20 protein-coding genes are annotated in these 21,549 nt (G+C 56.4%); 8 read left to right on the forward strand and 12 right to left on the reverse strand.

The window, feature by feature from the left end:
* Window positions 1-211 precede the first annotated feature (211 nt).
* Complete coding sequence (locus tag CU103_RS28200) at window positions 212-1,972, forward strand: calcium-binding protein (protein ID WP_106667357.1); 1,761 nt, start codon at window positions 212-214, stop codon at window positions 1,970-1,972.
* Between the two features lie 111 nt (window positions 1,973-2,083).
* On the opposite strand, the gene CU103_RS28205 is transcribed toward CU103_RS28200, so the two are convergent.
* From CU103_RS28205 to CU103_RS28215, 3 genes are all read right to left on the reverse strand, one after another.
* Window positions 2,084-3,061 carry a DUF2971 domain-containing protein gene (locus CU103_RS28205; RefSeq protein ID WP_106667358.1) on the reverse strand — a complete coding sequence of 326 codons (978 nt, stop codon included), beginning with the start codon at window positions 3,059-3,061 and terminating at the stop codon, window positions 2,084-2,086.
* Window positions 3,062-3,483: 422 nt separating this feature from the next.
* Window positions 3,484-3,765 carry a hypothetical protein gene (locus tag CU103_RS28210; RefSeq protein ID WP_106667359.1) on the reverse strand — a complete coding sequence of 94 codons (282 nt, stop codon included), beginning with the start codon at window positions 3,763-3,765 and terminating at the stop codon, window positions 3,484-3,486.
* 23 nt (window positions 3,766-3,788) lie between these two features.
* Window positions 3,789-4,565, reverse strand: a complete 777-nt coding sequence (locus CU103_RS28215; RefSeq protein ID WP_106667360.1) for a DUF899 domain-containing protein — start codon at window positions 4,563-4,565, stop codon at window positions 3,789-3,791.
* Window positions 4,566-4,700: 135 nt separating this feature from the next.
* Here CU103_RS28215 and CU103_RS28220 point away from each other — a divergent pair, with 135 nt between their 5' ends.
* Both CU103_RS28220 and CU103_RS28225 read left to right on the forward strand, forming a co-directional pair.
* Complete coding sequence (locus CU103_RS28220; RefSeq protein WP_106667361.1) at window positions 4,701-5,921, forward strand: helix-turn-helix domain-containing protein; 1,221 nt, start codon at window positions 4,701-4,703, stop codon at window positions 5,919-5,921.
* Between the two features lie 32 nt (window positions 5,922-5,953).
* Window positions 5,954-6,589, forward strand: a complete 636-nt coding sequence (locus tag CU103_RS28225; protein ID WP_106667410.1) for a Vgb family protein — start codon at window positions 5,954-5,956, stop codon at window positions 6,587-6,589.
* A gap of 358 nt (window positions 6,590-6,947) precedes the next feature.
* Here the strand turns inward: CU103_RS28225 and CU103_RS32940 are convergent, their stop codons facing one another.
* Together CU103_RS32940 and CU103_RS28235 are read right to left on the reverse strand one after the other, a co-directional pair.
* Window positions 6,948-7,100, reverse strand: a complete 153-nt coding sequence (locus CU103_RS32940) for a type II toxin-antitoxin system RelB/DinJ family antitoxin (RefSeq protein WP_106667362.1) — start codon at window positions 7,098-7,100, stop codon at window positions 6,948-6,950.
* The gene (locus CU103_RS28235) at window positions 7,100-7,744 is read right to left on the reverse strand and encodes a TetR/AcrR family transcriptional regulator (RefSeq protein ID WP_106667363.1); all 645 of its coding nucleotides are present in this window, start codon (window positions 7,742-7,744) and stop codon (window positions 7,100-7,102) included. The genes CU103_RS32940 and CU103_RS28235 overlap by 1 nt, the downstream gene beginning before the upstream one ends.
* 300 nt (window positions 7,745-8,044) lie before the next feature.
* Between CU103_RS28235 and CU103_RS28240 the strand changes: the two genes are divergently transcribed.
* The 5 genes from CU103_RS28240 to CU103_RS28260 all read left to right on the forward strand — a co-directional run bounded on the left by CU103_RS28240 (window position 8,045) and on the right by CU103_RS28260 (window position 13,845).
* Window positions 8,045-8,620, forward strand: a complete 576-nt coding sequence (locus CU103_RS28240; protein WP_106667364.1) for a TRAP transporter small permease — start codon at window positions 8,045-8,047, stop codon at window positions 8,618-8,620.
* Window positions 8,617-9,897, forward strand: coding sequence for a TRAP transporter large permease (locus CU103_RS28245; protein WP_106667365.1), 1,281 nt, complete (start codon window positions 8,617-8,619; stop codon window positions 9,895-9,897). The genes CU103_RS28240 and CU103_RS28245 overlap by 4 nt, the downstream gene beginning before the upstream one ends.
* A gap of 73 nt (window positions 9,898-9,970) precedes the next feature.
* Window positions 9,971-10,987 carry a TRAP transporter substrate-binding protein gene (locus CU103_RS28250; protein WP_106667411.1) on the forward strand — a complete coding sequence of 339 codons (1,017 nt, stop codon included), beginning with the start codon at window positions 9,971-9,973 and terminating at the stop codon, window positions 10,985-10,987.
* 84 nt (window positions 10,988-11,071) lie between these two features.
* Window positions 11,072-11,962: a shikimate dehydrogenase gene (locus tag CU103_RS28255; RefSeq protein WP_106667366.1), complete on the forward strand. Its 891-nt coding sequence runs from the start codon at window positions 11,072-11,074 to the stop codon at window positions 11,960-11,962.
* Entirely contained in the window at window positions 11,959-13,845 is a 1,887-nt protein-coding gene (locus tag CU103_RS28260) for a bifunctional sugar phosphate isomerase/epimerase/4-hydroxyphenylpyruvate dioxygenase family protein (RefSeq protein ID WP_106667367.1), read from the forward strand. Before CU103_RS28255 ends, CU103_RS28260 begins: the two co-directional genes overlap by 4 nt.
* A 76-nt stretch (window positions 13,846-13,921) precedes the next feature.
* On the opposite strand, the gene CU103_RS28265 is transcribed toward CU103_RS28260, so the two are convergent.
* The 7 genes from CU103_RS28265 to arcA form a co-directional block, all read right to left on the reverse strand.
* Window positions 13,922-14,068, reverse strand: a complete 147-nt coding sequence (locus tag CU103_RS28265) for a hypothetical protein (protein WP_170117141.1) — start codon at window positions 14,066-14,068, stop codon at window positions 13,922-13,924.
* Window positions 14,069-14,468: 400 nt separating this feature from the next.
* Complete coding sequence (locus CU103_RS28270) at window positions 14,469-15,611, reverse strand: helix-turn-helix domain-containing protein (RefSeq protein WP_106667369.1); 1,143 nt, start codon at window positions 15,609-15,611, stop codon at window positions 14,469-14,471.
* A 619-nt stretch (window positions 15,612-16,230) separates the two neighbouring features.
* Window positions 16,231-17,262, reverse strand: coding sequence for an AI-2E family transporter (locus CU103_RS28275; protein ID WP_106667412.1), 1,032 nt, complete (start codon window positions 17,260-17,262; stop codon window positions 16,231-16,233).
* Between the two features lie 100 nt (window positions 17,263-17,362).
* Window positions 17,363-17,704 (reverse strand): hypothetical protein, encoded by a 342-nt coding sequence (locus tag CU103_RS28280; protein WP_106667370.1) that lies wholly within the window; start codon window positions 17,702-17,704, stop codon window positions 17,363-17,365.
* A 53-nt stretch (window positions 17,705-17,757) separates the two neighbouring features.
* Window positions 17,758-18,252, reverse strand: coding sequence for a DUF1269 domain-containing protein (locus tag CU103_RS28285; RefSeq protein WP_106667371.1), 495 nt, complete (start codon window positions 18,250-18,252; stop codon window positions 17,758-17,760).
* Between the two features lie 199 nt (window positions 18,253-18,451).
* Window positions 18,452-20,167: an alpha/beta hydrolase gene (locus tag CU103_RS28290; protein ID WP_425350672.1), complete on the reverse strand. Its 1,716-nt coding sequence runs from the start codon at window positions 20,165-20,167 to the stop codon at window positions 18,452-18,454.
* 116 nt (window positions 20,168-20,283) lie between these two features.
* Window positions 20,284-21,546 carry an arginine deiminase gene (gene arcA, locus CU103_RS28295; protein ID WP_106667373.1) on the reverse strand — a complete coding sequence of 421 codons (1,263 nt, stop codon included), beginning with the start codon at window positions 21,544-21,546 and terminating at the stop codon, window positions 20,284-20,286.
* Between the last annotated feature and the right edge of the window lie 3 nt (window positions 21,547-21,549).

Consider the following 21,549-nt stretch of genomic DNA (forward strand, 5'->3'; position numbering starts at 1 on the left):
TTGAATGGCGATTTTACTACAAAGTATCGAAATCTGTTGCCGCTTCGCCTTCGTTGCTTATGAAGGTTGCATGGATATTAATTTAAGTTTTGAATTATAACCGAATTAGTTCGGACAGAGAGGATTCTAATAATGTGTCATAAATGTAATACTTGATTGTAGCGATTGGGTGCTTATAACCTGCTTCCTTAATCTTAAGGAGGAGGATGTGATGGCAACGATCGTTGGTACGGACGCAAGCGATACGCTACGCGGCACGGACGAAAAAGACCACCTTTGGGCTCTTGCCGGCAATGACGATCTTGATGGTGGCGCGGGGAATGATTTCCTTGTTGGCGGGAGCGGTGATGACGTCCTGTCGAGCTCAAGTGGCTTTGACGAATTTACCGGCGGCGATGGCAATGACCGGCTGGCATTTACTGGGGTCGGTGGTGCGGCGCGCGGCGGTGACGGTGTCGATACGCTTGTTGTCGATCTTTCTGCAACGGCCGACGCCTTCACGTTGAATGGTGCAAACGGACATGCCCGCTTCGGTGATCCCGCCGTGGGCGCCAATCATCTGTATTTTGTTGATATCGAGCGGCTGAATCTGACGACGGGCAGTGGTAATGACGAAATCATCGCCACCAATTTTACGCAAATCAATGTCCATGCGGGTGCCGGCAATGATCGCGTCGAGGGCGGCAATGGCAATGACCTCGTATCCGGCGGCGACGGCAGGGATGTGCTGTTCGGCGGTGAGGGCAATGACGAGCTGCACGGCGACGGCGGAGATGACCACGTCGACGGCGGTAACGGCAACGACCAGGTCTTCGGCGATGCTGGCGATGACAGTCTCGCAGGCGGCCGCGGCGATGATCAGATCGACGGCGGTGATGGGGATGACAATATCAATGGCGGCGATGGCAGTGACAGTCTCGGTGGTGGCAATGGAGACGACACCATCAAGGGCGGCATCGGCAATGACCTGCTGTTTGGCGAGGACGGTGCTGATCATTTGCTAGGTGGCGCTGGTGATGACCGGTTCTACGGCGGCGCCGGAGATGATCACATCGAAGGCGGAGAAGGTAATGATTTCCTGCAGAGCGCGATCGGTTATCAGGGCGAAGGTTACGATGTCCTCGATGGCGGTGATGGTGATGATGTCCTGATCGATGGCAGTGAGGAATACTACATGGGCGGAAACGCTCAGATGCATGGTGGTGCCGGCAATGACAGCCTCAGCCTTTATTCGACAGAAGGTCAGATCGGTACACTCGATGGTGGCGAAGGCTATGACAAGGCTGACCTACATTTCCACGCCACGCCTGAGAATTTCGTATTCGACGCCGCGTCTTACTCGACGATCGAAGACTTCAGGATAAGCGTGATCACCGGTTATAAGGGAGTCGAACTTTATGGCGCTGACGGCAACGATTATTTCGTGAGCCTCGACACGTACAAGGGCGGACCCAGCGGCGATGACGTCATGGACGGGCGTGGCGGCGATGACGTGCTCCTGGGTGGTACCGGCGACGACCATCTGATCGGCGGCGATGGCGACGATTCGCTTGATGCCGACTACGGGGGAGGGTCCATGTACGGTACCATGGCCGACATCCTGGAAGGCGGGAATGGCAATGACACCCTCGACGGGGGTTTTGAGGCCGATACGCTGGACGGCGGCAGCGGCGCCGATATCCTGAAAGGCGGTTCGGGGGCTGACACCTTCATCTGGAATTACTCCGATGTCAGTGCCGATAACAGCACCGACCGCATTACCGATTTTGCCACGGACAGCGGCGACGTGATCAGTTTTTGGAATTTCGCCTCTGGCAATGCAACCGGTATCCATGATTACGAGAGCTTTATCGCGGCATCACATGATACCCAAGGCGGCGTTTATGTCAGCTTCGACGGCGATACGAATGGCATCTTCATAGAGAACATCTCGATGGCCGATCTTTCGCCCGACGACGTTGCCTTTGCATGAGATCGAGGTGGCGGGCTCCGCGATAGCCCTCGAGCGTGCGCGGTGCTGATTTGGATCGCGCACGACACTTTTCGTCCATATTGGACAGATCAGGAATGCAAGTTGACCGGATCAACCCATGCCGGTTGCGCGTACCGGTATCCCCGAGACGACGACTTTTGAGTGAGGATCAGGGACATTTCTTTCTGCCAGTTTTGCCACGATTGCGTCACGGATCGCGCCAGCATGAGACGACGGTCCTATAATCACACGGTCGATCAATTCGTGCAGCTCTATCCCGGTTAGATTTTCGTTTGGACTATTCTTCAGGGGCAATTTGTAGATTGTCTGCGGAATACCGTCGATAATATCTTGTTGTTCGATGAACCGGGTCGAAGGCCAGAGCAGCGGATTGGTCAAAACACGCCATTCCCGCTCTTGGTGAAATCCAGCGTGTTTGGAGCACATAGCCGCGAACAGCAACATCAAGAACACCATCTCGGTCACCGCGGCCTTGTTGAGTTTGGACAGGAAATCCTTGTTGGCCACTATGCGGTGGGCTACGACTTCGAACTCGTCATCGAGCTGTTGGCGGGTCCAGTATGCCACTGGACTGGGATAAGCCTTCAAGGCATCCGTCATCCGCATGAATGGTGCAACGCTCACGACGACGGCAACGCCAACCACACCTTTTTCATAAGCGCGCCACAGTGCCAATCTGCCGGTCTCATTCTCATCCGGATCATGTTCCGCCACGGACAAAACATAAGATTGACTTCGCAAGTTCGGAAGCCAGTGGTGATATTTCCTAAGGCCGTCTTTCCACACCCCAGGAATGCACGCCTCAAGTGCACGGATCAATGGGGCATTGCGTTCCGCATCATTGTTCCATTGTTGCAGTTGAACCATGCCATTTTCAATATCGCGATGGTCGTTCATGCATCTTGCGTTTCGAAACCAGACTTCCTCCTTGTCCAAGATACGAAACAGGTTTGCTGCTGTCGTATAGTGAACGAAGCGAGAATAGTCTTTAATGGCAAATCGCCTCTCAAAGGTGGTCGGCATAAAAATGCTGAACAACTTGACGATCGCCGGATCCCATTCTTCCATAGTTGACCCCTGAATGCTTAAGCCTTGCCGGCAGGCAACTTGCATGCTTTGACGCCGATCGGCAATGTATACCGCGGTCCCAGCGTCCATGGTGTTCGTATAGCATTTGCCGGCGGGAGGGCCGGTTCATTTTGGCCTAAAACGTCGTTGTCGTGTTCGCTGTGATAAGGACGAAAACTAACGACGTTAGGCTCTGCCTCGTTATGATCCGTGCGTGCAGAATTTGCAACATTCCCCTAGCCTCAACAGCTGAACGTCACTGCCACAACAGGCCACCTTTACCTGTGCAATGCTGATGTCAGCCATACCGGGTTTTCAACTTGCTGAATGAATCCGCTTCCGGGGTGACCGACGGACTGCTTTGGGACGTGAGGACTTCCACGAGGTCGCGCACCAAAATTGCAGTTTGATCTGGCATCGGATCATGATTGGCAAACGCCGCGCCGCCGGCTGGAAACCAGCTTCAGCCAAGGCGTCAAATGCAATGCGCTCATGAGCAAGTACATCGGGACCATTCCGCCCAGTGGTGACGCATCTTGCACAACCGAGCAGATCATGTCCGGCGTGCCGCCAAGAAGCGTCAGCAGCGCCATGATTGCGAAGGTGGGCGTGGCCGCGAGCGATAGCCAATCGGCAGCGCCAAGGGCGGTCGTGTTGGCGCTTCCCCCACCGCCGCCTGCAGGTTCATGCTCAGCAGCATTCATCGAAGAAAACCTCTCGGGGGAAATCACGTGTTGTACTCGTCGTGGCGGCGCCACCAGATCCCCGTCTCGTTGCGCCCCTTTGGAGCGCGGTCGAGCCACTGGAACATGCCCCAAAGCCCGTCCAATCCGCGCGAATAGGTGGAATAGGTGTGGTAGAGGATGCCGTCCTCAAGTGCGAACGCGCTCACGCCCGGTCTCTCGCGTGTGTATCTGGTCACGTCGGTTCCGGTCATCGCCGCGATTTGGGCGACAGGCCCCTCACCCCGTTTCGTCAAGGAATCGCCGATTCCGCTTTGCGCCCACGCCGCCTCGCGGCGGTAGTTGTATTGTGCCCCCTCGCGCTGTTGCTCCTCGGTGAGTGAAACGCTGAAGTCAAAGTTAAACTCTCCGCCAAGCGAGGACGTCCAGGGGAAGCTCCAGCCCATCCTCTGCTTGTAGGCACGCAACTTTGCAAGGGGAGCTTGTGACACTGCCGTAAACGCAACGTCGTGATTGGCCAAGTGGACCACGATGCCGTTGAACCCGTCCGCGATTGCAGAGCAGGACGGACACCCTGCGGTGTAGTCGGGCCCGAACATGAAGTGGTAGACGAGGAGCTGCGAGCGTCCATGGAAGAGGTCTGGCAGCGCGGCGCTCCCATCATCGGTCTCGAATCGGTATTGTTTGTCAATGCGGACCCATGGCAGCGCTTGGCGTCGCTGCGCCAGCTTGTCGCTTTGGCGCGTAAGCTCCTTCTCCCCTTCGAGCAGATCAAGCCGTGCTGTCAGCCATTCTTCACGGGTCGCGGTTCGGTGGGTCATTCTCGTCTCTTTTCGCTTGTGGGGTTGATCGGTCATCTATTTCGCGCAACGTGGGTTTCGCGGAAGTTGTTGGTCATGCATTGATCTTAGCGCCGGGTATCAAACCACGGGAGTTACAAGTATGACGGGATTCCGATGGACTCGATGATCACAGCCGCGGCGCGCGCTCTGGCGGCAGGTGATCTCCTCGGGGCATTGAAGCGGGTCGCCTTGCGTGACGACGCGCCAGCGCTCGCGCTCAGAGGCATTGTGATGGCGCAGCTCGGCGATTTCGTTCGAGCAAAAGCGCTCCTGAAAAGTGCCGGGCGCGCGTTCGGCCACAAAGAGGCGGTGGCACGGGCGCGATGTGTCGTCGCCGAAGCCGAGATCGCACTCGTCTCGCGCGACCTCTCCTGGCCGGCCAAAGCGCTCGATGCAGCGCGGGCGACGCTGGAAGCGCACGGCGACGGCGTTAATGCCGCGCATGCCCGCAATCTCGAAGTGCGACGCCTGCTGCTGATCGGCCGCATCGACGAGGCCGAGCGCACACTCGCCGCGCTTCATCCTGGGCCGCTGCCTCCTGCCTCAAAAGCGGCTCACGCGCTGGTGGTCGCGGGCATCGCTATCCGGCGCTTGGATACGAAGGCGGCTCGCGCCGCGCTTTCACAGGCAAAACAAGCCGCTCACCTGGCTGACATTCCCGCTCTGACGGCGGAGGTCGAAAGCGCGTTTCTCGTCTTTAATACGCCTGCAGCACGATTGATCGCGCGCGGCGAAGAACACCCCCTGCTGATCGAAGGCGTTGAAGCACTGCTGGTGTCGGGTGCGCTCGTCGTGGACGCGTGCCGCCACGCCGTGCGCAAGTCAGGCACGACAGTTTCGCTGGCGACGCGCCCGGTATTGTTTGCGCTGGCCCGGGCATTGGCTGAAGCATGGCCAGAAGACGCGGCACGCAGCACACTGATCGCACGCGCCTTTGGAGGAAAACACGTCGACGAATCGCATCGTGCGCGGCTGCGGGTCGAGGTCGGGCGATTGCGCGCCGAGATCGGGCCGTTTGCCGACGTCAGCGCGACGAAGCGTGGCTTTGTGCTGGAGCCGCGTGACACAAGCGACGTCGTCACACTGGCCCCGCCCGTTGAAGAACGCCATGCCGATGTGCTCGCCTGTCTTGCTGACGGTGAGGCGTGGTCGAGCTCTGCCTTGGCGATTGTGCTGGGAGCCAGCCCGCGCACCATCCAGCGAGCGCTCGACCAGCTTGCAACCACAGGCAAGGTGCAGTCGTTTGGGCGCGGGCGAGCGCGCCGGTGGATAACACCGCCCGTGCCAGGTTTCCCGACTATTTTGTTACTCCCCGGTCCGTTGCCGGGCGACTAGTATTGTCGAATTGCCAGGATCAGGATGCAATCATGAAAAGCTCCGCTGCCGAAATACTTCGTGAGTATGGACCCTTCCCGCAAACCGATCACGTGCACGGTGTCACGTTTGACGGCCAGAGCGTCTGGTTTGCGTCCGGCGACAAGCTGAATGCCTTTGATCCGGTGAGTGGCAACACGGTTCGGACGATTGAGGTTGCCGCACATGCGGGGACGGCTTTTGACGGGCGGTATCTTTACCAGATCGCTGAAGATCGCATCCAGAAAATAGATCCGAAGAGCGGTCGTGTTCTCTCCACGATCCCAGCGCCCGGCAAGGGTGGCGATTCCGGGCTCGCCTGGGCCGAAGGCACATTATGGGTGGGTCAGCATCAAGGCCGCAAGATCCATCAAATCGATCCCCAAACAGGACAGATACTTCGCACCATCGAATCCAAGCGCGTCGTCACAGGGGTCACCTGGATAGACGGTGAACTGTGGCATGGCACCTGGGAGGGTGACGAAAGCGATGTCAGGCGCGTCGATCCTGAGACGGGCGCAGTCCTGGAGAAGCTCGAGATGCCGCCTGGAGCAGGCGTATCGGGACTCGAGTCGGATGGTGGCGATCAGTTCTTCTGCGGAGGCGGAAGCAGCGGGACGGTGAGAGCGATACGCCGTCCGAAAAGCTGACGGGCTCTATTTTGCGCCTGCGGCCCGTACCCTGTGCGCCCTTATGCCGGCATTGGGACCGTGCGCGATAATATCCTCGGTCCGTGCCCGAACCCCAGGAGCTAGACAAGTGGCGACGGGCCCGTAACTGGCGAGCGCGGGTAGGCGCTGTGATTGCCCGGGCAAAGGTAATCGCCTCGGGCCCCACAGCGGCCGGGTTAAGGATTGCGCTGGAGCGAGTGAAGCAAGAAGGCGGAATTAGGCGGCAAGAACCATCAGTGGGACTGTCCTCTACCCCCCAATCTTTCATCGTCCGACCAACTCTGAATGAGCTGACGAATTCGACAAAGTCGTCATCGGCATCATAGTCAGAAGAAAATCACCACCGACATGTGCTTGCCTCGCGTGCCTTCCTGATCTCACGAGCCTCAGCAAGGGCGGCACGGGTTGTTTGGTTGGGGACCTTGAGTTCAAGGGGAAAGCTCTGGCTGGCGACGACACGATGAAGAAATATTCGAACGGCGTCCGACATTACTCGGGGGTCTTGAGATAACTGACGACCGCGTCAGCAATCAGGTTGCGATGGCGCTCCATGGTTTCCGGTTTTGACAGATCCCGGCGAAAAATCGTTCCAAACGTATATCGGTTCGAGACGCGAAAGAAGCAAAACGCGCTTATCATCATATGGACGTCAACTGGATCAGCGTTCCGACAGAAAACCTTGTCCTTGATGCCGCGTTTGAGGATGCCGGCTATTGTCTCGATCACGGAGACATTCAAATCGCGGATCGCTTCGGACCGAAGCATATGGGAGGCGTGATGAATATTCTCGATACTTACCAATCGGACAAAATCTGGATTGGCTTCGTCATGATCGAATGTGGTTGAAATCAACGTGCGCAATGCTGCCTCTGGCGGCAGGTTCGTCAGCTCCAGATCTGCTTCAAGTGTTCGGATTTTGCGATATGATCGTTCTAATACGGCCAGATAGAGACCTTCCTTGCTGCCGAAATAATAATAGATCATTCGTTTGGACGTGCGGGTGCGCTCCGCGATGGCATCGACGCGGGCCCCAGCAAGACCATGGGTTGAAAACTCCTCCGTTGCCACAACGAGGATGTCTTCCTGCGTTCTCTGCGGATCGTTTTTTCTTGCGCTCACTGCCGCTGCGGTCAATTCAAGCGCGCTCCCCTCGCATCAAGCAAACTGAATGTAGACGTGAAAATTCCCGGCGTGTGCAATCGTCGCGCCGAATACCCTGCCTCGGTGCCTTTGAAGTCATATTCAGCTTCAACCGATCTTTCAATAGAAGCGCTTGACATTCGAACTGGTTAGTACATTTTAAGGCAATATGCAATTTGGCCTGTGCTGGAGGAGCGCCGGCCATACGGATAGCGTGCCTGGTTTTCGGGCGCTTGCCGTTTGCATGAAAGACAAAAAGACTGTTCGAAACAGGTCACTCGCCGGGAGGAGCGAATGGTTCGCATAATCGAATTCTGCTTTTTCATGCTGAAGATAGCAATCGCACTGTTGCTTGCCGGCATGGTGGTGCTGGTTTTCGGCAATGTTGTCCTACGCTACGCGTTCAACCAGGGCATCACCTACTCCGAAGAACTCTCGCGGCTCTTCTTCGTATGGCTGACGTTTCTTGGTGCTGTTGTCGCCATGCACGAACACGGCCATCTGGGCGTCGACTCGGTTATCCGGCGATTGCCACCCAATATTGCCAAGGCGGCCGTCATAGGCGGTCATTTCCTCATGCTGGTGGCGACGTGGTTGTTGATCAGCGGCAGCTGGGATCAGACTTTGATCAATCTGCATGTCAAAACTCCTGCGACCGGCATCTCCATGGCATTCTTCTACGGCGCGGGCCTTGCGTTCGGGGTCCCCGCATTTCTCATCCTGCTTTGGGACGCCTTCTGCGTCGCAACCGGCCGCATCGATCTGGCGACAGCCGAGCTTGTACGCGACTCCGAAGAACAGATCGCCGACGATGACCATTCGAGCACGGCGCTGGGCCGTTCAGCAAATACGCTGGGGAGCCAAGGATGACGGTGGCGATTTTCCTTGGTGCACTTCTCGGGCCCATGGCGCTGGGCGTTCCGATCGCCTTCGCACTGATCATCAGCGGCGTTGCGCTGATGATGTATCTGGACATGTTCGATGCGCAGATCGTTGCGCAAAATGTGTTGAACGGCGCAGATAGTTTCCCGTTGATGGCAGTCCCGTTTTTCATGCTTGCTGGCGAAGTGATGAATACGGGAGGGCTATCGCGGCGCATCGTCGCTCTGGCCATGGCCATGGTCGGCCATATTCGCGGCGGTCTGGGTTTTGTGGCAATCTTTGCTGCCTGCGTGCTGTCGAGCCTCTCGGGCTCTGCGGTGGCGGACGCGGCCGCGCTTGGTACTTTGCTGCTGCCGATGATGCTGAAATCGGGTCACGATCCTGCCCGGGCAGGCGGGCTGCTCGCCTCTGCGTCGATCATTGGACCAATCATCCCGCCGTCGATCGGTTTCATCCTCTACGGTGTCGTCGGCGGCGTATCGATTACCAAGCTGTTTCTTGCCGGAATATTTCCTGGTCTTTTGATAGCGTTGGCGCTTTGCATCACGTGGCTGATGGTCGCCAGCAAGGAGCAATTCGCCCTGCCCCCACGGCAATCGGGTACCGTCCGGTTGAAGGCATTCATTGACAGTATCTGGGCTCTCATGCTGCCGCTGATCATCATCGTAGGGCTGAAATTCGGCGTGTTCACGCCCACCGAAGCCGGCGTGGTCGCAGCCGTTTATTCACTTTTCGTCGCCATGGTGATCTATCGCGAATTGCCGCCGGCGAAACTTTTCCATGTCTTCGTCGCTGCGGCGAAGATTACGGCTGTCGTCATGTTTCTTGTGGCGACTGCGGCGGTTTCCGCCTGGCTGATCACGGTGGCTGACGTGCCTGGCGATCTCGCCGCCCTCATCGAGCCGTTGATGGGGAATCAGACATTGCTGCTGCTCGCCATCATGCTGCTCGTGGTGGTCGTCGGGACTGCAATGGATATGACGCCGACCATCCTCATCATGACACCGGTCCTGATGCCGATCATCAAAGAGGCAGGGATTGATCCTGTGTATTTCGGTGTCCTGTTCATTATCAACAACTCGATCGGCCTCATAACCCCACCGGTTGGTACCGTACTTAACGTCATCTGCGGAATTTCCAAACTTTCGATGGAAGAGCTGATGAAGGGCGTCATGCCATTTCTCATCGCAGAACTCATTGTGCTTTTGCTGCTCGTCCTGTTCCCGCAACTGGTGATGGTTCCGGTCAGTTGGCTGGGACATTGAAGAGCGGTTGTTTGACGAGGTGGAAGAATTCAACCGGCCGCGGGGAAACGTCGGCCACAACCGGGAGGAAAAAATGCTCAATAAATTAATGAAAGTCCTGATGGGAGTGGCGCTGCCGCTCGCCTTTTTGACCACTGGTCCTGCCATAGCCGAGATCAGAGAGCATCAACTCAAATTTGCTTCGGCCAACAACAAAGGCCATCCGCAGGTTATGGGCATGGAGAAGTTCGCTGATATCGTGAAGGAAAAGAGCAATGGCAAGATTACGGTGAAGCTTTTCCCGGGCGGCGTGCTCGGCGGTGACGTGCAGACTGTGTCTGCGCTTCAGGGCGGCGTGATCGAGATGACGGTCCTGAACGCCGGCATCCTGGCCGGCAACGCCAAACAGTTTGGCGCGGTCGATCTGCCTTTCCTGTTCAACAGCGGTGAAGAGGCCGACAAGGTCATGGACGGGCCGTTCGGCGCCAGCTTGATGAAATTGCTGCCCGATACGGGGCTTGTGGGGCTGGCTTTTTGGGAGCTCGGTTTTCGAAACCTGACCAACAACCGCCATCCGGTCGCCAAACTCGAAGACATCAAGGGTTTGAAAATTCGTACGATTCAGTCGCCCATTCCCATTGAGCTTTTCAACAGTCTTGGCGCCAATGCGGTGCCAATGCCCTATACGGAACTTTATACCGCGCTCGAAACCGGAACTGTGGACGGCCAGGAAAATCCGGCTGCAAATATCGTAAACGCGAAATTCTACGAAGTTCAGAAATACATGACGGTTACGCGCCATCAGTACAATCCGCAGATCGTGCTGGTCAGCAAGAAGTTTTTTGACGGGCTGAACGATGAAGAAAAGGCGGTGTTGCAATCGGCGGCAGACGAAGCGCGTGATTATCAGCGCAAGGTCTCGCGCGAGCAGGATGCCGCCTCGATCGACGAAATCAAGAAGACCGGGATGGAAGTGACCGAACTCAGCCCGGAGGAGACACAGAAACTTCGCGAAGCCGTCAAGCCCATTATCGACAAGTTCAGTGCGGAGATCGGCCCTGAAACGGTCGAGCAACTCTTCAAGGAACTGAATGCGGCTCGAGGCCAGTAGAGGCAAGAGTCAGCCCGCCTTTGCGGCGGGCTGACACTGCTTGATGAACTTGGGCCGCGCCGAAGCACAAACGGAATCGAAGTGATGAGCGAAACACTGTTGAAGCCGATCAAGGCGGGGCTTATCGGGGCGGGCATCCAGGCCTCGCTTACGCCCGCCATGCACATGAAGGAGGGAACGGCGCAGGGGCTCGCCTATGAGTATGAACTGATTGACCTCAGCCCGCTTGATGCGTCGGTCGACGATCTACCGCAGCTCCTTTTGCATGCCGAACAACGCGGCTTTTCAGGCCTCAATATCACACATCCCTGCAAGCAGGCGGTCATGCCGCATCTTGACGAGCTTTCCGCCGACGCCAGATCGATTGGCGCGGTCAATACCGTGGTTTTGAAAGACGGAAGACGCTACGGCCACAATACCGATTGGTGGGGTTTTGCCGAAAGCTTCCGTCGTGGTCTTCCAGAGGTCGACACCTCGTTTGTCGTTCAGCTTGGTGCCGGAGGTGCCGGCGTTGCAACGGCGTACGCCGCCTTGTCGCTTGGGGTGGCCAAGTTTGCGATATTCGATCGTGAACGCCAGCGTGCCGTAGCGCTCAGCATGGCGATGCAGCAAATATTTCCCGATGCGCAAATCATTGCCAACGGGGACCTTCTTAAGGCAATGCAACAGGCGTCGGGGCTTATTCACGCCACACCCACGGGCATGTCCAGGTATCCCGGACTTCCGCTGCCGGCGGAGATGCTCGATCGTCGCCACTGGGTGGCGGAAATCGTCTACTTTCCGCTCGAGACAGAGTTGTTGAAACAGGCGCGCCTGCGCGGCTGCTTGACGCTTGATGGCGGCGGCATGGCGGTCTTTCAGGCAGTAGGAGCCTTCCGGCTTTTTACCGGTCTGGAACCGGACGCGAACCGGATGCTCAAGCATTTTCAGTCGATGACCGCCGAGAGTGCTATGGAGGCAAGGACCCGGAAATGAAGACGTCGATTGCAACAGTTTCGATCAGTGGCGATTTGCCTGAAAAGCTCAAAGCAATTGCCAAGGCCGGGTTCAGCGGCGTCGAGATCTTCGAAAACGACTTCCTTGCCTTCGATGCGACCCCGCGCGAGGTCGGCACAATGGTCAGGGATTATGGGCTGGAGATCACCTTGTTTCAGCCTTTTCGTGATTTTGAAGGAATGCCGGAACCGCATCGATCCCGCGCATTCGATCGGGCCGAACGCAAATTCGACGTGATGCAGGAATTGGGGACGGACCTTGTGCTTGTCTGTTCGAACGTATCGCCGGTCGCGCTGGGGGGGCTGGATCGTGCTGCGGATGATTTTCGCGAACTTGGCGAACGTGCCTCAAGACGCGGCCTGCGTGTTGGCTACGAAGCGCTGGCCTGGGGACGGCACATCCATGATCATCGGGATGCGTGGGAAATCGTGCGCCGCGCTGATCACGCCAATATCGGGCTCATTCTCGACAGTTTCCATACGCTGGCGCGAAAGATCGATGTGAATTCGATCCGCTCCATCCCCAAGGAAAAAATATTCATCGTCCAGCTTGCCGACGCACCGCTTATCGACATGGATCTTCTCTACTGGAGCCGCCACTACCGCAACATGCCCGGAGAGGGGGATCTTCCGGTGGTGGATTTCATGCAGGCCGTTGCTGCCACCGGCTATGATGGATATCTGTCATTGGAAATTTTCAATGATCAGTTTCGTGGTGGATCACCGCGCTCCATCGCGCTGGATGGTCATCGATCGCTCATCTACCTCGGCGACCAGATACAGCGCCGCGCGCCGGAGGGGGCGGTTGCTCTGCCAAGCATGCCGGAGCGCATTCATGTCGACGGCGTGGCATTTGTTGAATTTTCTGCCAGTGAAGAGGACGCCGAAGAACTCGGCGGGCATTTGCGCACTCTGGGTTTCCGCGTCGCTGGCACGCACAAAACGAAGCGGGTAACTTTATTCCGGCAAGGCGAAATCAACCTTGTCATCAACACCGAGCATGAAGGATTTGCTCATTCCTCTTACTTGGTCCATGGCACGTCGGCCTACGCGATCGGTCTTGAGGTGGAGGATGCAAAAGCAACCGCGCAGCGTGCACGCGCGCTTATTGCAGAGCCTTTCGAACAAACCGTCGGTCCCGGCGAGCTGACGATGCCAGCGATCCGCGGAGTTGGCGGCGGTATCATCTATTTTGTCGATCAAAAATCTGATTTGAAAAACATATGGGAGATCGAGTTCAACATGATTGCCGGCGAAGAGCGCGATGGTGTGGGGCTCCGGCGCGTTGATCATATCGCTCAGACGATGAAGTACGACGAGATGCTGACTTGGATCCTATTTTACACCTCGATTTTCAAGGTGCGCAAAACGCCCATGGTCGACATCGTCGATCCAGCGGGCATCGTGCGCAGTCAGGTCGTTGAAAACAATGACGGCCGCTTCCGCCTGACACTCAATGGCGCAGAAAACCGCACCACTCTTGCTGGACATTTCATTGCCGAGAATTTCGGATCCGGCGTCCAGCATCTGGCGTTTGAGACCAACGATATATTTGCAACGGCGTCTGCGCTCCAAAAAAACGGCTTCACGCCACTTCAGATATCATCGAACTACTACGATGATCTGGAAGCACGGTTCGGTCTCGATCTCGGGCTTTCCGACAGACTGAGGTCAGCCAACATCCTCTATGACCGTGATGAAAACGGTGAATATTTTCAGCTCTACAGTCCAAATTATGGCGAGGGCTTTTTCTTTGAAATCGTTCAGCGTAGCGGATATCGAGGTTATGGTGCGTCCAACTCCATCTTCAGGATAGCCGCACAAAAGCGCCATTTGAGGCCGAAAGGCATGCCGCGAGTCTGATCGAAATTGCCAACCAGGCGGAACGTTCAGGGCATCCAGCCAAAGAAGATGCGCGGATGTGATGATGCGTCAATGGTTATTTCGCGCGCATGATCAAATTATGGATCCACGCCAACAGGGAGAACGAACCGGCCCCGGCCACAGCCCCGCCGAGCAGGTCTATCAGGTAACCGGCCATCGGCACATTGCGCGCCCTCCCTGTAAAGGCAATGATCGCTAACATGCACAGCGCTCCAATGACGAGCCCCCATAGGGCAGAGTTTGTGACACTGAATTTTCTCATAGCATCCCCTGACAGATTACTGTGTGATGCGGCAGCAGCTGCTTGTCGCCGGCGTCATGCCAGCGAAGTCTTTAAAGCTTGGTGGACCGCAGGGAGAGATAGTCCGCAGGCCCCGCAACGGTTTATCAAAACTGTGCCTGATCGGCCAGGCAACGCAGTTGATGCCACTGCAGCCCGGTCCTGATCTTACCAAGGAGCCTACCAAATCATCTGCACCGCGAAATAGATGATCGCGGCTCCTATGAAAATTGCGCCAAAGATAACCAACGATCTAACGTTATTTTCCATGTGAACTCCCTCAAACGTTGATCGCCCAGCCAGAAGCGATTGTCGTCCCATCTCAGCCGTGAAGCCGGCGCAACAGCACGCCGAACCGCTCTGCAGGCGCGTACGCAGCCAGGTCCGCCGCGGGCTTGTAAGGCAGGCAGGCGCTCTGTCCGTTCCTGACATCGGTAGGGCTGCACCCGAACTCGCGCCTGAAGGCACGGCTAAATTCTGTTCCATCGTTGAAACAGCGTTGCTCGGCGATGTCGATGATACGGCGTTGATCGTTCGGATCAGAAAGCGCCGCATGCGCGTCGAGGAGACGCCGATGCTGGATGTAATGCGTGACGCCGCCAAACGGCTCGAACAATCGATAGAGCCGCGAGCGCGAAACACCAAGTTCGCGCCGCAGGGTCTCGGCACGAAGTGCTGGATCGAACAATCTGGACTGGATGATCCGATGCGCTTTTTCGATCAGGGCCGTCGCAATTGGTTCGCGCGCCTCATCCAGATGATCTGCAGTTGGAGAAACGCAAGCAAGGATCATCGCCCGCGTTGCAGCGACCAATGCAGGAAGATCAGCTTCCTCGACTGCCGGCAGCCGCTTGGCAAGGCCGGTCATGAAATCGGAGAACAGACGGCCCAACCCGGTGTCGAGAGTCGAGAATTCCGCGCCACTTAAGGTCTTGGTCACTTCATAGGAAAAATCGCGTGGAACGAACAGCATGAGCATTTCACTATCGGTGACATTTCCTTCGAAAGTCCGGCCGAGTGAGTGAACCTGCACCACGCCGGCACCACCCTCAAAAGTCCTGGTTGGCGCAATCGTGTTGACGCTGCCATGCAGTAACATCGTCAATGTCCAGTGATCGAGGGGATCGCGCCGCGTATGGCCGGGCAGGCTGGCGAATCTCAATGCATCGGTCTTGATGCGCGAGAAGGCAAGGCAGCCGAGGTCCCAAATGACTTGCTTACCACCAAAACCGACGGTCACATCCTCGGGCGACTTGAGTTCAAGCATGGATGCGAAATTGTTGCGCCAAGCTTCAAATTGATAACCTGGGGGAAGGTCGTGCGTTGTGAGCTCATAGGCCGGCAGGTGCAATGGCGCGCGCACTTTTCGCCCAGGTTCAGGCGTGGTGCTTTTTGATGCCATAGCGATAGCATTGGAGATTGTGGTGGGTAGCACATCTTGCCGTATCGCGCTTTCGGCTCTCATAGCTTCACTCTATCGGGTGTGAATAAGGACCACGGCCAAACATTCGACTTGCCGTCGCACACAATGATCAAGATAGCGGCGTTGTTCTGGAACTGTTGTTTTGACATCGCTCCTCCCCCGGGAGCTCAGATGGCCATATCAATTGAAACCTGTCACAGTAAAACAACGTATAACACAGTTAGCCCGAATTGTTTAGTCGGTAATTCTACCAAAGCCGAATGCAAATCGGTGGTTGAATTTCACAGCTTGGTCAGGTGAACCGTTAGAGCCCTCGGTTGCTATGCCTCCAAACTATCATTCGCCCCAGCTTGGTCTTGCGAGCAGGTTTTTTCATGCGTTCATTATCCAGCAAGACGAACAGGTTAAATCTTGGGTCAAGGATGACATTCGCTGTGCGTCTCCAAACCTTGGCTATAGGTCCAAATCTACTGTGTACGACGGGAATTGCTGGCTACAATGGCTTCCGATATTTCCCCCCGCTGCGATGGTGCGAGCGATGAGGATATCCAATCATGAAGGATATCTCCTGGACCATCCTTTCCGTATCTTTCTGCCTTGCCATTCCCGTGCCCGAACGGCGCGGGATAACGGCGGTCGTTCGCAGGCAGGCTTTGATTGGCTAACTGGCGTCAATGGCGTTGCCCGAAGCAAGTATCGCGATCCATCTGGCGGATGGATGGCGTGCGCAATAGACAATAAAGGCGATAAGAATCGGCACGCCGATGAAAGCGCCGGGCACCCCCCACATGAAACTCCAAAAGAACACTGCGAATATTACCGCAAAGGGTGAAATCGAAAGAGAAGTACCGATCAGCAAAGGCTCCAGATAGCTGCCAATAACGAATTGTATCAGGTTGAGCCCCACGAAAACCCCGACCGCCATCGGCCAGGATTCGAATTGGGCAATGGCAAACAAGGTTGGCAATACGGTGGCAACGAACGGACCGAGGAAGGGGATATAATTGAGCGTGAAGGCGATGGCACCCCAAGCGGCCGCGAGCTCGAGCCCGGCAACGAGGGCGAAAATCCAAACGACGAGACCTGTTAGCATACTGGCGAACGTGCGGACAATCATGAAGCGGCGCAACTTGATGCCAATCTCGCGGTTTGCGAGCAGGATCTGCAATCCCTGGGGCTGAGCTGCAGAACTATTCAGCCGTTTGTTGAAATCGTCGACCTCGAGCAAGCCAAGCATGGTGAAGACCAGAACCAGCAGTGCGAATCCGACGAAGCTATTGAGCCGACCCGCCATCCCTTGCGTGAAGCCGACCAGCCAGCGCACATCGAAACGGTCGGCGAGTACGCCGGCGATCGCGATGCCGTGCTCCTCCAGCCAATCGGTCCAGTTGGCATAAATTAGCTGGAATCGACCCGCATTGGCGAACAGCCATTGGCCAAGTTTGCCCAGGCCCCAAGTTACCGACGAACTGATGGCAACGATGACTGCGAGCGTTACGACAAGGGTGATAAGCAGCGCAATGAGGCGCGGCAACCGCTGCTGCAGCGCGGATTGGATGGGATAGACCAATGCAATAACGAACAGCGCGAATGCGAGCGGAACGAAGATTGCCTGAGCCAAATGGAGGAGGGCAAGAACAAGAATGCCGGTCGCAATAGGTCCAATCAGCTGGCTTCCACTTTGTTTTGCCATGTTGACCCTTTGCCGGCTTTGCCGATGGACGTGGAAACATGCGACATGATCTTTGCCCTGGCTGAACCACAGCATAGATCACTCGGCTACGTTGAAAATTTCAATAGTTGCGAGCCGCACGGCTTTTTCGCGTCAGCCCGACAAGCAAGGTCAGAAGAATCCCCCCTGAAAGGCCGGCGATGCCAACGCCGACGAGAACAATTGGGGTTAGCCCGCCCGCACTTTGGGTGACAGCGTCAGCGGCATTTTCAACGTGGCCGACAAAGCGACTTACATAAGGAACGTGTGCCGCCACCCAGGTCAGGATCAAGCCTCCAATCGCGCCCATCAGGGCATTTTTACCTGGGCCGAGGCTGAGCCCTGGCGCCCACGCGCCAAGGGCAATTGCGCCCGCAGCGCCGCAAACGATTTCGATCAAGATCGATACGAGTGTCTCCGCCATGAGCGCGTCGTTCTCCTCGGCCTACAGAGCCCGTGTTCCCGCAGACTTTAAAACTATGTTGCCGAAGCTTTCTGCAACGCGTCGCGTAGAATCTGCTCCTTGGATTCATCAAGGGAAGTTTTGAGCACCACGCCCCCGAAGCCAGATATTTCCTTCAGCACTTTATCGGCGGTCATCTCCTGCACCAGCACGAACAACGCCGCATTTCCCGGCTGAAGGTTGCTCGCCAGGTCTTTCATGAATGCGTCGTTGATGCCGACATCGGTCAGGGCACCGCCGATGGCACCCGATGCAGCACCCACGGCTGCACCGATGAGCGGATTGAGGAAAAGGACACCGATCAGAAGCCCCCAAAAACTGCCCGATACGGCCCCAGCTGCTGTCGTACTTACAAGCTGGTTTAGTTTAACCTTGCCAGTGTCGGTCTTGGTGGCGATGACAGCGTCACCGAGCGTGATCAAATATTCCTTCTGCAGTTCGATGAGACGGCGGCGCACCTCTTCAGCCTTGGCTTCTGTTGGATAGACGATGGCGATGAGACTAGACATGACCCCTCCAGATTGCGAGCGCTTGGACGTAAATAACAAAGTCACATCAAATCATATCGCGCCGAAGCAACAAGGAAATTGGCACAGAATCCCGTCATCATGCATTGCGTCTCTTTTTAGGGCGTTCGGTGGGATGTGTTGATGCCTTCACCGATGCAGATAAACGCAAAAGAGACCAGCGCCGCGATTGACCAACATGTTATCCGCCCGCGGGGGGCTCGGCGCCGTGAGGAAATTTGTTTGCAAAAGATGTCTTCAGACGTATGACATCATCGGCTTGCAGGCCTTGCGGATCAGTGACAGCGATCCAGGCATCAATATAGTGTTCCGGCGCGTAAACATGGCCATAGCCGATCGGAGAAGTCGTCGCCATTGCCATGTCCAGCAAAAGTTGAACCATCGTTACGACAGGGAACCAGCGCAATTGCGGGGAGACGTCCGGGCCGCGTGGAGTCTTCATCCAGTCAGGTTCCCGGTAGAGCGCATGAAAATCGAAGAACGTTACTGGATCGCTGGCATATTGCAGGTAAACGATCCGGATCGGTCCCCAGATGGCACCCGGAATAGTAAGGGCATTGTCTTGGTTGGTGAATCGAACGATCGAGCCGTCACGGAAACGGGGCAGCCAGGCGGGCGATTGAGGAATGCGGTTAGCGGTAATTGATTTCCACGTGCGGCTCTGAAAGGGCGGTCCACTCCATAGCGCGCCTTGAAACGGGTCAGCAACGATATCGAACAGGTCGGCTGAAAGCTCCGAATTCATAGCCCCGAGGCTTAGGCCATGCAGGTACAATTTCGGGCGGTGATCGCGAGGGAGTGTAGTCCAATAGTGATAAACTTCGCGAAAAAGGGCGCGCCCAGCTTCGGCACCGTATGTTGGCTCCACCAGCAGCGACAGCCAGCTGCTCAGGTAGGAATACTGGAGCGCGACACTCGCAACGTCGCCCTTGTGAAGATATTCAACAGTGTCCACCGCTGCCGGATCGACCCAGCCGGTCCCAGTTGGAACAATGACGATCAGGATGGACCTGTCGAATGCGCCGTCACGCTTTAGCTCCGCTAGAGCCAATTGAGCTCTTTCCTCAACAGTATCGGCGCTATTGAGTCCGACATAAACGCGGATGGGATCGGGAGCACTTTGCTGAAAGAATTCACCAATCTCAGCGCCTGTCGTGCCGGAAGAAATGAATTGGCGGCCCTGCCTTCCCAACTCTTTCCAGTCAATAAGAGAAGGCACGCTGCCTGTCTTGGCAGGGTCGGCCGGCATCGCCAGATTATCGTCAATAATGGCGTCGAGCTGCTGGAATGTGGAATCTGCCAGCCGCAACGCTGATCTGAAAAGAAGGCCTTCTGCGATGGACCAAAACAGTCCAACGGCGAGCATCGCGCCGATGACACTGGACACCCGTCCTGGGAGAAATCGTTCGAACGCGCTCGAGAGAAACCGACAGGTCAGCCTGAAGAGTCGCGCAAGCAGTAACAGAAAACCAAACACTGTCAGCGCAATGGCAGCAAGCTCGAAAGGCTCTGCACTTTGTACTGAATCGAGCCCCATCAGTTTCCGGATGGAATTTTGCCACTCCGTGCTCTTCCAGAGAAAGATAGCCGCAGTCGCGACACAGATGGCGATCGTTGACCACTTTGCTATTTTTCGGGTGCGTGTTCGCGGCTGCGGCAGCTCCAGATAGAGCCAAAGCCAATGCACCAGGACGCCGGCGCCATAGCCGAGCGCCGCACAGCATCCGGAGACCAGGCCTTGAACGAGATAAGTTCGTGGCATCAGGCTCGGAGTTAGGGATGCAGCGAAGAAGAGAATGCCGACAGCCACGCCGATAACTGATACTGACGATGCCAATGCCGTGGTTTTCGCCTGCAAGCTCCTCCTCCGCATAGTACTGTCGTTGTTTTCTGCCATGCATAAGCAATTTCGATGCTTGCCACATGTACAGCCGAGGGCTATCCGCCGTGGCTCAGCACATTTTCCTGATCGTCGCGTGCCTGGTATTTGCCGCAGTATCGCGCCATGACGGATCAGTAATCCACCGGATCACGGCTGATAGGGCAGGTCATGCAATGACCGCCGCCACGACCGCGGCCAAGTTCTGCGCCTGTGATGGTGATCACCTCGATGCCCTCCTTGCGCAGCAGCGTATTGGTGTAGGTGTTGCGGTCATAAGCGAAGACCACCCCTGGCGAAGCGCAAACGAGGTTGGCGCCGCTATCCCATTGGGTGCGTTCACGCACATAGGCATTGCCGCCCGTTTCGACAACGCGCAATTGCTTAAGACCGAGAGCATCGCGAACCGTCTCGACGAACGTCCCTTTATCCCTGTGCAGCTCGACCGTTCCTGGTTTTTCACCGGGCCGGTAGGAAAACGCATCGATGCCGTCGACGATATCGGGATAGAGCAGTACGCAGTCGCGGTCGGCGAACGTGAACACCGTATCAAGATGCATTGCGGCCCGCAGCTTGGGCATGGCAGCAACGATCACGCGTTCAGCAGCTCCCTTTTCGAAGAGGGTTGCCGCAAGCTGGCTGATTGCCTGTCGCGAGGTGCGCTCGCTCATGCCGATGAGCACGTTGCCCTTGCCAATCGGCATGACGTCGCCACCTTCAAGGGTTGCAAGACCCCAGTCTTGCGTCGGGTCGCCCCACCAGACATTGACCTTTCCGGCAAAGTCGGGATGGAACTTATATATTGCGGTTGCGAGGATCGTCTCCTCATGACGAGCCGGCCAATACAGCGGGTTCAGGGTGACGCCGCCGTAGATCCAGCATGTGGTATCGCGTGTGTAGAGCGTGTTTGGAAGCGGTGGCAACAGATACTCGTTTATACCGGCCGCGTCCCTGACCAACTTCAACATTTCTCCGCCATGCGTTTCGGGAAACTCGTAGGTTGAAAGGCCGCCGATCAGGGTCTCTGCAAGCTCCCGGTCGGACAAGTCCTCAAGATAGCTGCGGATCTCATCAACCAGTCCCAGACCGACTTGGTTCGCCACCACTTGGTTGTCGAGTATCCACTGTTTTGCTACCGGGATTGCCACTGTATCGGTGAGCAGATTGTGCATTTCCAACACTTCAATGCCGCGATCGCGCATTTTGGTGATGAAATCGAAATGATCGCGCTTAGCATTATCCACCCAGAGTACGTCGTCAAACAGCAGCCTGTCGCAATTGCTCGGTGTGAGCCGTTGATGAGCGCGTCCCGGCGCGCACACCATGACCTTGCGCAACTGACCGACCTCGGAATGAACCCCGAAATCGTTGTTTTGAGGAATTGGAGAAGCTGACATGCT

Origin of the sequence: Phyllobacterium sophorae (genome assembly GCF_003010965.1) — a bacterium.
Taxonomy (GTDB): Bacteria; Pseudomonadota; Alphaproteobacteria; order Rhizobiales; family Rhizobiaceae; genus Phyllobacterium; species Phyllobacterium sophorae.